General features: G+C 76.4%; 14 protein-coding genes. 6 read left to right on the top strand and 8 right to left on the bottom strand.

Annotated elements, in window-relative coordinates; genetic code table 11:
* Nucleotides 1–13 precede the first annotated feature (13 nt).
* Complete coding sequence (locus ACRYMN_RS11890) at nucleotides 14–646, bottom strand: biotin transporter BioY (protein ID WP_432495251.1); 633 nt, start codon at nucleotides 644–646, stop codon at nucleotides 14–16.
* 142 nt (nucleotides 647–788) lie between these two features.
* Between ACRYMN_RS11890 and ACRYMN_RS11895 the strand changes: the two genes are divergently transcribed.
* Together ACRYMN_RS11895 and ACRYMN_RS11900 are read left to right on the top strand one after the other, a co-directional pair.
* Complete coding sequence (locus ACRYMN_RS11895; RefSeq protein WP_432495253.1) at nucleotides 789–2,387, top strand: ABC-F family ATP-binding cassette domain-containing protein; 1,599 nt, start codon at nucleotides 789–791, stop codon at nucleotides 2,385–2,387.
* Nucleotides 2,388–2,508: 121 nt separating this feature from the next.
* Entirely contained in the window at nucleotides 2,509–2,757 is a 249-nt protein-coding gene (locus ACRYMN_RS11900) for a helix-turn-helix domain-containing protein (RefSeq protein WP_432495255.1), read from the top strand.
* 51 nt (nucleotides 2,758–2,808) lie between these two features.
* Here the strand turns inward: ACRYMN_RS11900 and ACRYMN_RS11905 are convergent, their stop codons facing one another.
* From ACRYMN_RS11905 to ACRYMN_RS11920, 4 genes are all read right to left on the bottom strand, one after another.
* A complete protein-coding gene (locus ACRYMN_RS11905) occupies nucleotides 2,809–3,561 on the bottom strand; it encodes an SDR family oxidoreductase (RefSeq protein ID WP_432495257.1) in 753 nt (250 codons plus the stop codon).
* A gap of 74 nt (nucleotides 3,562–3,635) precedes the next feature.
* Nucleotides 3,636–4,748 (bottom strand): SURF1 family cytochrome oxidase biogenesis protein, encoded by a 1,113-nt coding sequence (locus ACRYMN_RS11910; RefSeq protein WP_432495259.1) that lies wholly within the window; start codon nucleotides 4,746–4,748, stop codon nucleotides 3,636–3,638.
* Nucleotides 4,745–4,978, bottom strand: coding sequence for a hypothetical protein (locus ACRYMN_RS11915; protein ID WP_432495343.1), 234 nt, complete (start codon nucleotides 4,976–4,978; stop codon nucleotides 4,745–4,747). Before ACRYMN_RS11915 ends, ACRYMN_RS11910 begins: the two co-directional genes overlap by 4 nt.
* Before the next feature lie 128 nt (nucleotides 4,979–5,106).
* Complete coding sequence (locus ACRYMN_RS11920) at nucleotides 5,107–5,610, bottom strand: DUF3099 domain-containing protein (RefSeq protein WP_432495261.1); 504 nt, start codon at nucleotides 5,608–5,610, stop codon at nucleotides 5,107–5,109.
* A 174-nt stretch (nucleotides 5,611–5,784) separates the two neighbouring features.
* Here ACRYMN_RS11920 and fabG point away from each other — a divergent pair, with 174 nt between their 5' ends.
* From fabG to ACRYMN_RS11935, 3 genes are read left to right on the top strand one after another with little or no spacing between them, the layout of a single operon-like run.
* On the top strand, nucleotides 5,785–6,552 hold the full coding sequence (fabG, locus tag ACRYMN_RS11925) for a 3-oxoacyl-ACP reductase FabG (RefSeq protein ID WP_432495263.1): 768 nt from the start codon (nucleotides 5,785–5,787) through the stop codon (nucleotides 6,550–6,552).
* Between the two features lie 28 nt (nucleotides 6,553–6,580).
* Nucleotides 6,581–7,348, top strand: a complete 768-nt coding sequence (fabI, locus tag ACRYMN_RS11930; RefSeq protein WP_432495265.1) for an enoyl-ACP reductase FabI — start codon at nucleotides 6,581–6,583, stop codon at nucleotides 7,346–7,348.
* Nucleotides 7,349–7,354: 6 nt separating this feature from the next.
* Nucleotides 7,355–7,507: a hypothetical protein gene (locus ACRYMN_RS11935; protein WP_432495267.1), complete on the top strand. Its 153-nt coding sequence runs from the start codon at nucleotides 7,355–7,357 to the stop codon at nucleotides 7,505–7,507.
* Nucleotides 7,508–7,597: 90 nt separating this feature from the next.
* Here ACRYMN_RS11935 and serB read toward each other — a convergent pair whose 3' ends face one another.
* From serB to glgC, 3 genes are all read right to left on the bottom strand, one after another.
* Complete coding sequence (serB, locus tag ACRYMN_RS11940) at nucleotides 7,598–8,872, bottom strand: phosphoserine phosphatase SerB (protein ID WP_432495269.1); 1,275 nt, start codon at nucleotides 8,870–8,872, stop codon at nucleotides 7,598–7,600.
* A 71-nt stretch (nucleotides 8,873–8,943) separates the two neighbouring features.
* Nucleotides 8,944–9,774, bottom strand: coding sequence for an LLM class F420-dependent oxidoreductase (locus tag ACRYMN_RS11945; protein ID WP_432495271.1), 831 nt, complete (start codon nucleotides 9,772–9,774; stop codon nucleotides 8,944–8,946).
* A 51-nt stretch (nucleotides 9,775–9,825) separates the two neighbouring features.
* Nucleotides 9,826–11,064 (bottom strand): glucose-1-phosphate adenylyltransferase, encoded by a 1,239-nt coding sequence (gene glgC / locus ACRYMN_RS11950; RefSeq protein WP_432495273.1) that lies wholly within the window; start codon nucleotides 11,062–11,064, stop codon nucleotides 9,826–9,828.
* Between the two features lie 130 nt (nucleotides 11,065–11,194).
* Between glgC and glgA the strand changes: the two genes are divergently transcribed.
* Nucleotides 11,195–12,385, top strand: a complete 1,191-nt coding sequence (gene glgA, locus ACRYMN_RS11955; protein ID WP_432495275.1) for a glycogen synthase — start codon at nucleotides 11,195–11,197, stop codon at nucleotides 12,383–12,385.
* Nucleotides 12,386–12,393: the final 8 nt, after the last annotated feature.

A 12,393-nucleotide genomic window follows, 5' to 3' on the forward strand; every position in this document is an offset into this window, starting at 1 on the left:
CGCGGCGCGCGCCTCACGCCTTCGCGTGCAGCCGCGGGAACGCCCGCAGCACCGGAGCGGCCACCACGACGGTGAGCAGCACCTTGAGCAGGTCCCCGGGCAGGAAGGGCAGGCAGGCGCGCAGCGCCGTGCCCCAGTCGAGACCGCCGTTGAGGACCATGCCGGGGACGCCACCGGCGTAGACGACGACGATCCCGCCGACCAGGCAGCCGGCGACCAGGCCCGGGACCTCCCAGCGGCGGCCGGCGCGCGCCGCCGGGCGCACCAGCGCGCCGGTGACCGCGGCGGCCAGCGGGTAGCTGAGCAGGAAGCCGGCGCTGGCCCCGGCCAGCACGCCCAGCCCGCTGCCGCCCTGCGCGAAGACCGGCAGCCCGGCGAAGCCCAGCAGCAGGTACACCGCCGCGGCCGCCGCACCGCGCCAGGGGCCCAGCACGGCGCCGCACAGCATGACGCCCAGCGTCTGCAGCGTGATGGGGACCGCGAGCACGCCCACGGGCACGGCGCCGGCGACGGCCAGGGCGCACAGCACCGCGGCGAAGACCGCGACGAGGGCGGTGCCGGTGGCGGCGTTGACCGGGCGGCGCACGCCGGTGCTGCGGGTGCGCGCGGGCGCGGGGGTGGCCGGCTGGGGTGCGGAGGGGACCATGCCCGGGACGCTAGCCGACCGCGGCGAGCGCCGCGGGACCCTCGAGGAGCCCGCCGCCGCGATCGGCAGGGTCCTGACACCGGGCGCGCGCCGCGTACGATCGAGGGGTCCCCGTCCCACCTCATCGCTGCGAGCTGCCCACGTGATCGTCGCCACCGACATCGAGCTTCGCGCGGGGGCACGGCTCCTCATGGAGGGCGTGACCTTCCGCGTCGCCGCCGGCGACCGCATCGGCCTCGTCGGCCGCAACGGCGCCGGCAAGACCACCCTGACGAAGGTCCTCGCCGGCGAGGCGCAGCCCGCGGCCGGCTCCGTGACCCGTTCCGGGGAGATCGGCTACCTGCCGCAGGACCCGCGCGCCGGCGACCCGGAGATGCTCGCGCGCGACCGCATCCTCTCCGCCCGCGGGCTGGACGAGGTCGTCGCGCGCCTGCGCCGCGCCGAGCAGGAGATGGCCAGCGAGGACGCGAAGGTGCGCGACCGCGCCATGGACCGCTACGCCAAGCTCGACGCCCGCTTCGTGGCCATGGGCGGCTACACCGCCGAGAGCGAGGCCGCGCGCATCTGCGCGAACCTGAACCTGCCCGAGCGCATCCTCGAGCAGCCGCTGAAGACCCTCTCGGGCGGTCAGCGCCGCCGCGTGGAGCTGGCCCGCATCCTCTTCTCGGCCAGCGAGACGCTGCTGCTGGACGAGCCCACCAACCACCTCGACGCCGACTCCATCGCCTGGCTGCGCGAGCACCTGAAGGGCTACGGCGGCGGCCTGATCGTCATCAGCCACGACGTCGAGCTGCTCGAGGTGGTCGTCAACCGCGTCTTCCACCTGGACGCCAACCGCGCCACGATCGACCTGTACAACGTGGGCTGGAAGAACTACCTCAAGCAGCGCGAGACGGACGAGAAGCGCCGCCAGCGCGAGCGCGCCAACGCCGAGAAGAAGGCCGGCGCGCTCATGGCGCAGGCCGACAAGATGCGCGCCAAGGCGACCAAGGCGGTGGCGGCGCAGAACATGGCCAAGCGCGCCGAGCGGCTGGTCAGCGGCCTGGAGGACGTCCGGGTGCAGGACAAGGTCGCCAAGCTGCGCTTCCCCAAGCCCGCGCCCTCGGGCCGCACCCCGCTGACGGCCCGCGGGCTGTCGAAGTCGTACGGCTCGCTGGAGATCTTCACCAGCGTGGACCTGGCCATCGACCGCGGCAGCCGGGTGGTGGTCCTGGGCCTGAACGGCGCGGGCAAGACGACGCTGCTGCGCATGCTCGGCGGCGTCGAGGCGCCCGACTCCGGCGAGATCGTGCCCGGGCACGGGCTGAAGATCGGCTACTATGCCCAGGAGCACGAGACGCTGGACGTGGAGCGCACCGTGCTGGAGAACATGCGCTCGGCCTCCCCGGACCTGGACGACACCCGGGTGCGCACCGTGCTGGGCTCCTTCCTCTTCTCCGGCGACGACGTCGACAAGCCCGCCGGCGTCCTGTCCGGCGGGGAGAAGACGCGCCTGGCGCTGGCCACCCTGGTCGTCTCCAGCGCCAACGTGCTGCTGCTGGACGAGCCGACGAACAACCTCGACCCGGCCAGCCGCGCGGAGATCCTCGACGCGCTGCGCCACTACGAGGGCGCCGTGGTGCTCGTCACCCACGACGAGGGCGCGGTGGAGGCCCTGGAGCCCGAGCGCGTCGTGCTGCTGCCCGACGGCGTGGAGGACCTGTGGAACGCGTCCTACGCGGAGCTGGTCTCGCTGGCCTGAGGCCCCGCCGCGCCCCGCGCCCGGCGGGCGCGCACCTGACGCGTCGGCCCGTTCGAGTGGCCGATCCCGCCACGGGTGGTGACCATGGTGGGGGATCGGCGACGACGTGGAGGAGGTCGGGGTGGCCGAGACGGTCAAGCGGGGGTCCCGGTTGAACGGGACGGAACGCGCGCAGCTCGCCGAAGAGCTGTCCAAGGGGTACGCGGAGGGCAAGAGCATCCGCGCCCTCGCCGAGGAGGCGGGTCGCTCCTACGGCTTCGTGCACCGCCTGCTCAGCGAGAGCGAGGTGTCGCTGCGCAGCAGGGGCGGGGCGACCCGCGGCCGCGCCAAGCGGCAGCCCGAGCAGCAGGCCGAGCAGCAGGCCAGCTGAGGACGCACGGGTCCGCGCCGGGGCGGGCGGGCAGGTGCGGGGGCCGGCTGCTCACAGCGAGCGGTCGGCCCCTCCGTCGACCGTCAGCGACGCGCCGGTGACGTAGGACGCGGCGGGCGAGAGCAGGAAGACCGCCGCGCGGGCGAACTCGTCCGGCAGCCCGGCACGGCGCAGCGGCACGGCGTCCAGGTCGTCCTCCTCCGCACCGGTGCGCTCCTCCAGCTCCAGCGGCGGGTCGGACTCGACGTGCCCCACCAGCACGTTGTTGATGCGGATGCCGCGCGGGCCGACCTCGTCGGCCAGCGCCTTGGCGGCCATGGCCAGCCCGGGGCGCAGGCCGTTGGCGACGCCGGCCTCGGGCGCGGGGCTGCGCACGGTGCTCGAGAGCAGCAGCACCACGGAGGCGCCCTCGCCGGTGGCCGCCCGCGCCACCGAGCGCGCCAGGCGCAGCGGGCCCAGCATGCTCGCCTCGAACGCCTCGCGCCACGAGGCGTCGCTGGCCTCGAGCACCGACGAGCTCGGCGCGGTGCCGCACGAGACGACGGCGCCGTCCAGGCGCCCGAAGCGCGCGTTGGCCGCGGCCACCAGGCGCGTCTCGGTGCCCGGCTCGGCCACGTCCCCGGGCACGAGCAGCATGCGGTCCGGGTCGCCGATGCCGCCGGCCACGGCCTTGAGCTCGTCGCCGTCGACGGCGGAGAGCACCAGGCGGGCCCCCTCGTCGGCCAGCGACCGCGCGCACGCCAGCCCCAGGCCGGTCGAGGCACCGGAGACGATGTAGACGCGATCGCTCAGTCCGAGGTCCATGACCACCATTGTTGCGCAGAGTGGCGGGTGTTAAACACAGCATCACCACGCGGCGCGCCCCGGTGCCCGGCGGGTCAGCGTCCCGGCGGCACCCGCTGCGCACCGCCGGCGTCGAGCTGGGAGTCCTCGGCCTCCTCGTCGCTGCCGGGGCGCACCGCGCGCACCCGGCGCGCCGGACGCGCCGCGCCGCGGCGCGGGCGCGCGGGCGCGGCACCGCCGGCGGGCCCCGGCGCGCCGGGCTCGCGCGCGCCGGCCCCGGCCCCGCCGGACCCGTCCGAGCCGGACCCGTCCGCGTCGGGCACGGCGGGCGGGCCCGCCGCCGCGACCGGCGCCAGGGCGCGCGCCTGCAGCTCGCGGCGCCCGGCGACCACCCACACCACCAGCGAGGTCAGGGCGAAGCCGTACCACTGCACCGTGTACCCCAGGTGCGGGCCCTCGTCGACCTCCGGGCGCACGGCGCTCGCGGGGGCGACGGCCGGGGCGGGCTCCTCGGCCTCCAGCACGGCGTAGCCCGCGCGCAGCGCGGGCGCCCCGGCCGCGGCGGTGACCTCGCCGACGGGGCCCGCGGCGATGGAGGCGACCTGGCCGGCGGGCACGTCGGCGCGCCGCGGGGCCTCCCAGGGGCGCACGCGCGCGGTCACGCCCACCACGCCGGCCGGCGGGGCCGGCACCGCGTCGGGCACGCGCGTGGAGGACCCGGCGGGCACCCAGCCGCGGTCGACGAGCAGCGCCGTGCCGTCGCCCAGCACCAGCGGGACGAGCACGAGGTAGCCGCTGGCGCCCTCGCGCAGGCGGTTGCGCACCAGCACGGTGGCGTCGGCGGCGTAGGTGCCGCTGACGCGCACCGGGGTCCACGCGTCGGCGGCGTCCAGCCCGCCGGCCGACGCGGGCAGCACCGCGTCCAGGGGCACGGGAGCGGCGTCGTAGTTGCCCACGAGCGGGCCGTTGGCGGCCAGGCGGTCCTGGCGGCGGTGCCACTGCCACTGCCCCAGCAGCACGCACACCACGGCCACGGCCACGGCCAGGGCCAGCCCGCGGCGCCAGCCCGGCTCGCGCAGCAGCCCCAGCACCGCGCGCGCCCCGGCCGGCGGGGCCCCGGGGGAGCCGGCGGGGGCCGGGTCGCCGGAGGTGGAGCCGCCCGCGCCCGAGGGGGTGCCGGCGGGGGCGGGGGTCGAGCCGGGGGTCACGACGGCAGGGCGTCCACCCCGACGACCTCGCGCAGGAAGCCGCGCGCGCCGAGGAACTGCGCGAGCTGCTCGCGGTGCCGCCCGCACGCCAGCCACGTCTTGCGGCGCTCGGGCGTGTGCAGGCTGGGGTTGTTCCACATCAGGCCGAAGTCGGCGTGGGCGGTGCAGCCGCGGGCGCTGCACACGAGGTCGGACGGCGGTTCGTGCCCCGGTTCCCCGCGGGCGCCCAGGACGTGCGGCGCAGCGGGGACGGCTGGAGTGTCCACCGCCCCAGTCTCGCACCGCCGCGCCCGCACGGCGACGGCCGCGGGCGGCGCGGCGGGCACCGGCGCGCGGCGCGCCGGCGGCGCGGCGGTGCTCACGAGGCGCGACCGGTCCAGCGGCCCTGCTCCCCGGGGGTGTCCGCGCGGTGCGCGCCGGTGGTGCCGGGGCGCGGTGTGCCGGGGGCGCCGGTGCCCCCGGGGCGGGAGCTGGTGCCCTCCCCGGTGCCCGCCCCCGTGCCCTCGCCGGGGGAGTGCACCGTGGTGATGCGCGCCTCCAGCGCCGGCAGCTCGCGCACGGGCACCTCGGGCACCGTCAGGGACGACGGCGGCGGGCCCTTGGACTCGCGGCCGGCGTTGGCCAGCACGACGGCCACGTACGGCAGCACGATCGCCCCGACCACGAACAGCCAGCGCGTCCAGTGGTCGACCAGGACGAAGAGCAGGAAGCAGGCGGTGCGCACGAGCATCGAGACGACGTACTTGCGGTAGCGCACGCCGAGGTCGTCGGTGAGCGCGGTGGGCGCCGAGGTGATGCGGTAGACGCCGGGGGGCTCCGGGCGGGCGGTGCGCCCCTCGGAGGGGGTGGGGTGCGCAGGCACGTCGTCCACCGTAAGCCCGCCCTGCGACACCCGCGCCCGCTGCGGGGGCCCTCGTGACGAGGACCACGTCTCGGCCGCGGGGGCGCGCGCACGGTGCGTGCTCGACGGTGCTCGACGGTGCTCGACGGGTGCGGGTCGGGTGCGCACGGGGCCGATGCGTTAGCTTTCCTCCCCGTGCCCGACGCTGCCGACGCCCCCGCTCCCGACGCCCCCGCCCGCGCGCCGCAGCCCGGCGCCGGGCGCACGCCGCGCAGCGTGCTGGTCACCGGCGGCAACCGCGGCATCGGGCTGGCCGTGGCGCGCGCCTTCGCCGCGCTCGGCGACCGCGTGGCCGTCACCCACCGCTCCGGCGAGGCGCCCGAGGGCCTGCTGGGCGTGCGCGCCGACGTCACCGACGGCGCCTCCCTGGACGCCGCCTTCGCGCAGGTGGAGGCCGCCCACGGGCCCGTGGAGGTGCTCGTGGCCAACGCCGGCGTCACCCGCGACCAGCTCCTGATGCGCATGGCCGACGAGGACTTCGACGCCGTGCTGGACACCAACCTCGCCGGCGCCTGGCGCTGCGCGCGCCGGGCGGTGCGCGGCATGGTGCGCGCCAAGCGCGGGCGCATCGTGTTCGTCTCCAGCGTCGTGGGCCTGTACGGCTCGCCCGGGCAGTCCAACTACGCGGCCAGCAAGGCCGGCATGGTCGGCCTGGCGCGCTCGGTGGCCCGCGAGCTGGGCGGGCGCGGCATCACCGCCAACGTCGTCGCGCCGGGCTTCATCGACACGGACATGACCCGCGCGCTGCCCGAGGACGCGCGCGCCGAGTACGAGGGCCGCATCCCCGCGGGCCGCTTCGGCGACGTCGACGACGTCGCGCGGGCCGTGCTCTTCCTCGCCGACGCCGGCTACGTCAACGGCGCGGTGCTGCCCGTCGACGGCGGCCTCGGCATGGGCCACTGACACCGAGCTGAGGACTGAGAGGAACCCCATGGGTCTGCTGGACGGCAAGCGGCTGCTGGTCACCGGAGTGCTGACCGACCGCTCGATCGCGTTCGCGGTCGCGCGCGTGGCGCAGGAGGAGGGCGCGCAGGTCGTGCTGTCCTCCTTCGGGCGCCAGATGAAGATCACGTCCACGATCGCCAAGCGGCTGCCGCAGCCGGCGCCGGTGGTGGAGCTGGACGTGACCAGCGAGGAGGACCTCGCCGCGCTGCCCGCCCGGGTGGGCGAGCACGTCGACGGCCTGGACGGGGTGCTGCACTCCATCGGCTTCGCGCCCAAGGACGCCATGGGCGGCAACTTCCTGAACACCGAGTGGTCCAGCGTGGCCACCGCCGTGCAGGTCTCGGCGTACTCGCTGAAGTCGCTGGCCGTGGCCGCGCTGCCGCTGATGGCGCACGGCGGCTCGGTCGTGGGCCTGACCTTCGACGCGCGCGTAGCCTGGCCGGTCTACGACTGGATGGGCGTGGCCAAGGCCGCCTTCGAGTCCACCGCGCGCTACCTCGCGCGCGACCTGGGCCCGAGGGGCGTGCGCGTCAACGTGGTCTCCGCCGGCCCGCTGCGCACCACCGCGGCCACCTCCATCCCCGGTTTCGAGACCCTCGAGGGCACCTGGGGCGAGCGCAGCCCGCTGGGCTGGGACGTCACCGACACCGAGCCGCCGGCGCGCGCGGCCCTGGCGCTGATGTCCGACTGGTTCCCCGCCACCACCGGCGAGATGGTCCACGTCGACGGCGGCTTCCACGCGATGGGGTCCTGAGGCGCCGTGAGCGGCGAGCCCCCGGCCCCGGGCGGGCCCCGGCCCCCCGGTGAGCGCCCGCCCTCGGGCGGGCGCGGCCTGCTGGTCGTGGGCGGGGCGATGGTCGTGGTGGTGCTGGTGCTGGCGGCGCTGGCCACCTGGGCCAGCCGCGCCGGCTGAGCCGCCCCGGCTGACCCGCCCCGGTTGACCCGCCCCCCCGGGACGGCCCGCCCCGGACGCCCCGGACGCCCCGCCGCCGGGTGGCCGCGCTCAGCGGCCGCCCGGGCCGGCGGCCAGCGCCTCGCCCGCCAGCGCCTCGTCGGCCAGGTCGGCGTCCTCGACGTCCTCGCGGGTGATGCCCAGCAGCGGCAGCACCGCGTCCAGGTAGGGCACGTTGAGCGCGGCGTCGGCCTGCTCGCGCACCACCGGCTTGGCGTTGAAGGCGATGCCCAGGCCGGCGGCGCCGATCATGTCCAGGTCGTTGGCGCCGTCGCCGATGGCCACGGTGCGGTGCAGCGGCAGGCCCTCGGCGGCGGCGAACTCGCGCAGCGCCGCGGCCTTGGCCGCCCGGTCCACCACCGGGCCCAGCAGGCGGCCGGTGAAGCGCCCGTGCACCACCTGCAGGCGGTTGGCGCGCACGTGCGCGATGCCCAGCTCCGCGGCCAGCGGGCCGACGACCTCCAGGAACCCGCCGGAGACCAGCGCCAGGGTGGAGCCCAGGCGGTGCAGGGTGCGGCACAGCGTGCGCGCGCCCGGGGTGAGCACCACCGCCTCGCGCACCCGCTCCACCACGGACACGTCCAGCCCCTCCAGGCACGCCACGCGCTGGCGCAGGGAGGCGCCGAAGTCGATCTCCCCGCGCATGGCGCGCTCGGTGACCGCGGCCACCTCCGCCTCGCGCCCGGCGTGCGCGGCCAGCAGCTCGATGACCTCCTGGCGGATGAGGGTGGAGTCCACGTCCATGACCACCAGGCGCCGGCCCAGGCGGGCCAGCCCGCCGGGGGAGACGGCCGCGTCCAGCCCGTGCCGGCCGGCCTCGGCGGCCAGCGCCCGGCGCAGGTCCAGGACCTCCGCGGCGGTGGCGTCCACCGAGACGTCGAACTCCACGCTGGTCACCGGCGTGGACGACATCCGCCGCACCCGGTCCACGTTGGCCCCGCGCTCGGCGAGCACCGCGGTGGTGCGCGCCAGTGCCGCCGGGCGCAGCGGGGCGCCCAGCAGCGTCACGTGCAGCCGGCGCGGGCGCGCGGCCGGGGCCGCCGCCACCTGCGCGGTGCAGGTCACCCCCAGCCCGTGCCGCTCGCCCCAGCCGTCGAGCGCCGCGCTGACCGCTGCCGGCTCGGCGGTGCCCACGAGCACCGCCAGGGTCAGCACCCCGCCGACGACGACCTGCTCGACGTCGAGGACCTCCGCGTCGGTGCCGGCCAGCGCCGTGAACAGCGCCGAGGTCACCCCGGGGCGGTCGGTGCCGGTGACGGTGACCAGCAGCGCGGGCGCGTCGCCCGGGGGCGCGGCGCCCGGGGGGTTCGCGGGGGTCTCGGGCACGCGCCGCAGGCTACCGGCCCGCGCCCGGGGCCCGGCGGGGAGCACCGGGCCCCGGGCGGGCCCCGCCGGCCTCAGGCGCCGCGCGCGGCGTTCTTCTCGTCGCGCCAGGCCACCCAGTCCGCCAGCGGCGCCAGGTCGAAGTCGGGCCCGCCCACGCCGATCGTGAACAGCCGGGTGCCCACCGCGTGCAGCGCCTCGCCCTTGTCGGCGGGGCTGTCTCCGGCGTCCACGCCCGCCGAGCGCTCGATCGCGCCGGGGTCGCGGCCCAGGTCGGCGCAGTGCGCGTCGAGGACCTCGTGCTTGCGCGCGATGGTCTCCACGTCGCCGAAGCCGTGCCAGATGTCCGCGTGCCGCGCCACGATGCGCAGCGTCTTGCGCTCGCCGCCGCCGCCGATGAGCACCGGCACGTGCCGGGTGGGGGCGGGGTTGAGCCGGGCCAGGCGCGCCTCGATGCGCGGCAGGTCCTCGGCGAGCCTGTCCAGCCGCCCGCCGGCGGTGCCGAACTCGTAGCCGTACTCGGCGTAGTCCTTCTCGAACCAGCCCGAGCCGATGCCCAGGATCAGCCGGCCGGTGCCGGTGTCGTGCGCGGAGACGTGGTCGACCGTGCGGGCCATGTCGGCCAGCAGCTCGGGGTTGCGGTAGCTGTTGCAGGTCACCAGCGCACCGATCTCGATGGTGCTGGTGGCCTCGGCCCAGGCGGCCAGCACCGTCCAGCACTCGAAGTGCAGCCCGTCCGGGTCGCCGTACAGCGGGTAGAAGTGGTCCCAGTTGAAGGCCACGTCCAGCCCCACCTCCTCCGCGCGCGCCGCGGCGGCGCGGATCGCGGGGTAGGGGGCGTGCTGCGGCTGGAGCTGGACGCCGATGCGCACCGGACGGTCGCCGGCGGGTGCGGGGGAGGTCATGCACGGATGCTGCCGCACCTCCCGCGCTCGCGGGAGGTGCGGCGCGCCGGGTCAGGTGGGGATGGTCTGGCCCTTGCCGACCACGGTGATGCCCGAGTCGGTCACGGTGAAGCCGCGGGCGCGGTCCTCCTCGGCGTCCACGCCCACGCGCGCGTCGTCGGGGACCACGACGTTCTTGTCGAGGATGGCGCGCTGCACCACCGAGTGCCGGCCCACCTGCACCCCGTCCATGAGGACGGACTCGCTCACGTGCGCCCAGGAGTCCAGCCGCACCCGCGGGGAGACGACCGACTTCTCCACCAGCGCGCCGGAGACGACGGTGCCGGCGGAGATGATGGAGTTCACCGCGTGCCCGTAGGTGCCCTGCCAGCCGTGCACAAACTTCGCCGGCGGGTAGAAGTCCTGCGCGGCGATGATGGGCCACTCGTAGTTGTAGAGGTTGAAGACGGGCAGCACCGAGATGAGGTCCATCTGCGCCTCGAAGTAGGCGTCGATGGTGCCCACGTCGCGCCAGTAGGCGCGGTCGCGGTCGGTGGCCCCTGGGACCTCGTTGTCCTTGAAGTCGTACACCGACGCCAGGCCGCGCCCGACGAAGTCGGGCACGATGTCGCCGCCCATGTCGTGCTTGGAGTCCTCCTCGTCCGCGTCGCGGGTGACCGCGTCGACGAGGGCGTCGGCGTCGAAGACGTAGTTGCCCATCGAGGCCAGGACCTCGTGCGGGGAGTCGGGCAGGCCCTGCGGGTGCTTGGGCTTCTCGAGGAACTGCGCGATGCGGGTGCTGCCCGGCTCGGTCTGGATGACGCCGAACTGGTCGGCCAGCGAGATGGGCTGGCGGATCGCGGCCACCGAGCACGGCGCGCCCGAGGCGATGTGCGCGTCGACCATCTGGGAGAAGTCCATGCGGTAGACGTGGTCGGCGCCGACGACCACGACGATGTCGGGGCGCTCGTCGGAGATGAGGTTCATCGACTGGTAGATCGCGTCGGCGCTGCCGAGGTACCAGCGCTTGCCCACGCGCTGCTGCGCGGGCACCGAGGCGATGTAGCTGCCGAAGAGGTTCGACATGCGCCAGGACTGCGAGATGTGCCGGTCCAGGCTGTGGGACTTGTACTGCGTGAGCACGACGACCTTGCGGTAGCCGGCGTTGACGAGGTTCGACAGCGCGAAGTCGATGAGCCGGTAGGTGCCCCCGAAGGGCACCGCCGGCTTGGCCCGGTCGGCGGTGAGGGGCATGAGCCGCTTGCCCTCCCCGCCGGCGAGGACGATCGCGAGGACGTTGGGAGCAGCCACGAGGGGCACCATAGGCCCGCGACCGCCACGATGCCCGGACAACGACCCCGCGCGTCACCACCCGGTCGCCCCGCCCGGGCGCCGGGGGGCACGATCACCGGGGAGCACCGGCCGAGGACGAGGAGCGATCATGCGCGTGGACCTGATGACCCGGGAGTACCCGCCGGAGGTGTACGGCGGCGCCGGGGTGCACGTGGCCGAGCTGGTGCGGGCGCTGCGCGCCCTGGACGGCGGTCCCGAGGTGCTCGTGCGCTGCTTCGGCGCCCCGCGCGAGGAGGCGGGCGTGAGCGCCTACGGCGAGCCGGCGGAGCTGGCCGGGGCCAACGCCGCGCTGCGCACGCTGGGGGTGGACCTGCCCATGGCCGCTGGGGCCGCCGGCGCCGACGTCGTGCACTCGCACACCTGGTACGCCAACACCGCCGGGCACCTGGCCTCGCTGCTGCACGGGGTGCCCCACGTGGTCACCGCCCACAGCCTGGAGCCGCTGCGCCCGTGGAAGGCCGAGCAGCTCGGCGGCGGGTACGCCCTCTCCAGCTGGGCCGAGCGCACCGCCTTCGAGGCCGCCGCCGCCGTCGTGGCCGTCAGCGCCGGCATGCGCGCGGACATCCTGCGCAGCTACCCCGCCCTGGACCCGGCGCGGGTGCACGTGGTGCACAACGGCATCGACGCCGGGGAGTGGACGCCCGTGCCCGGCCGCGACCTCGTGCGCGCCAACGGCGTGGACCCCGACCGCCCCAGCGTCGTCTTCGTCGGGCGCATCACCCGCCAGAAGGGCCTGCCGCACCTGCTGCGCGCCGCCGCGCAGCTGCCGCCGGACGTGCAGCTCGTCCTGATCGCCGGCGCCCCCGACACCCCCGAGATCGCCGCGGAGGTCTCCGCCCTGGTCGCCGACCTGCAGCAGCACCGCTCCGGCGTGGTGTGGCTGGACCGCCACCTCAGCCGCCCCGAGCTGCTCGAGCACCTCTCCCAGGCCACCGTCTTCGTGTGCCCCTCGGTGTACGAGCCGCTGGGCATCGTCAACCTCGAGGCCATGGCCTGCGGCGCGGCCGTCGTGGGCACCGCCACCGGCGGCATCCCCGAGGTGGTGCAGGACGGCACCACCGGCTGGCTGGTGCCCATCGAGCAGGTCCAGGACGGCACCGGCGCCCCCGTCGACCCCGACCGCTTCGTCGCCGACCTGGCCGCGGCGCTGGGCGAGGCCGTCTCCGACCCCGAGCGCGCCCGCGAGCGCGGCGCGGCCGGGCGGCGCCGCGCGGTGGAGTCCTTCAGCTGGTCGGCGATCGCCGCGCGCACCCTCGAGGTGTACGAGTCCGTCCTCTGAGACAGCAT

It is taken from the genome of Kineococcus gypseus (assembly GCF_050871305.1).
Classification (GTDB): Bacteria; Actinomycetota; Actinomycetes; order Actinomycetales; family Kineococcaceae; genus Kineococcus; species Kineococcus gypseus.

What these genes read in the sequence shown, in the direction of transcription:
- glgA (WP_432495275.1), top strand. Translation starts at nt 11,195, where the DNA reads ATGCGCGTGGACCTGATGACCCGGGAGTACCCGCCGGAGGTGTACGGC.
- ACRYMN_RS11945 (WP_432495271.1), bottom strand. Translation starts at nt 9,774, where the DNA reads ATGACCTCCCCCGCACCCGCCGGCGACCGTCCGGTGCGCATCGGCGTC.
- ACRYMN_RS11890 (WP_432495251.1), bottom strand. Translation starts at nt 646, where the DNA reads ATGGTCCCCTCCGCACCCCAGCCGGCCACCCCCGCGCCCGCGCGCACC.
- ACRYMN_RS11905 (WP_432495257.1), bottom strand. Translation starts at nt 3,561, where the DNA reads ATGGACCTCGGACTGAGCGATCGCGTCTACATCGTCTCCGGTGCCTCG.
- fabI (WP_432495265.1), top strand. Translation starts at nt 6,581, where the DNA reads ATGGGTCTGCTGGACGGCAAGCGGCTGCTGGTCACCGGAGTGCTGACC.